This is a genomic window from Mucilaginibacter sp. P5_A4 (assembly GCF_056400605.1).
In genome coordinates, this window is sequence record NZ_JBFUKX010000144.1 from 1 (window position 1) to 1,130 (window position 1,130).

2 protein-coding genes are annotated in these 1,130 nt (G+C 42.9%); both read right to left on the minus strand.

The annotated features are described in order from the left end of the window. A partial coding sequence (locus AC1DQW_RS27700; RefSeq protein WP_477457021.1) for a family 43 glycosylhydrolase occupies positions 1-478 on the minus strand: 478 nt, incomplete at its 3' end. Positions 479-524: 46 nt separating this feature from the next. Beyond that, positions 525-1,130 (minus strand): alpha-L-arabinofuranosidase C-terminal domain-containing protein (locus AC1DQW_RS27705; RefSeq protein ID WP_477457022.1); only part of this gene is annotated, 606 nt, incomplete at its 5' end.

The following is a 1,130-nucleotide window of genomic DNA, read 5'->3' on the forward strand; positions in this document are numbered from 1 at the left end:
CTTTTCCGTCATCATCAAAAAACAAGGAGTGATCACCCAGGTCGGGGGCAAATGACCTGGCTTTCCATGGGCCTTTTTCGATATTTTTAGTACTGTAAATGTGCATTTTGCCGGTATTTGCAGAAAATGTGCTTACATAATAGGTGCCATTATGGAAACGGATAGAACTTGCCCACGAACCCTCCCCATACATATTTTTGCCATTTGTAAGATTTGTTGCATCAATATTTGCTAAAGTATCGTACGCATAACCCACCGTCTTCCAGTTCACCAGGTCGTTCGACTTCATAATCGGTACACCGGGACTCATGTGCATCGTTGTGCTGCTCATGTAATAGCTATTGCCTACACGTTCTATTGATATGTCTGGTACATCTGCGTAAATAATGGGATTAGTGGCTTTTTGCGCGTATAAACACGGCACTATAAGCGTGATAATTAAGGCCGTCATCCATAACCTGTAAATCGCATTTCTCATATTCACATTTTGTTTTTTTTGTCCTGGTATTCTTAACTGGTTTCAATTATTTAGTTAATGTATTTATTTGAAGCATGCTTACTGAATATGGATCGAAAGTCCTGGTAAATTTAGCGCCGGCCACTTTTATTTTGGAGGTAACCGGAACTATTTTTACCGGATCGCTGATCGTGTTGGTATCTTCGGGTTTATCACCTTTTATGACCACGATAATACCCTCGGGAGCAAGCTTTCCGGCCCCCTTTAAATCAATATCAACCTGTTGCGGCTTTCCTGTTGCATTTACTACTTTAAGGAACAGTTTTCCCGTTTTGGTGTCCTTGGTAGCTACATAAAACATGCCTGGTATAGGTTTGGGCATGTTGTTCGCCGCGCTGTCCTGTTTGGTAGCAGGTCTTGTTTGGGTGGGGATATTTGCGCCCGCTACAGGAACCACTTTATTGCCGATATAGCTATTAAACATTACTTGTACATAGTACGAGGGCGAACCAAAACTTGTCAATGCATCATAGCCTATCAGGTTTGATTCCCATTGCCATGCTTTCGGCACGGTTGCGGTAGCCTTGTTTACATTTGCAAGTAAAGGCGCATAACATGAGCGGATAACGAGGTCCGAATTTCGTTCCATACCTGTCATCCACGCGGCATCACC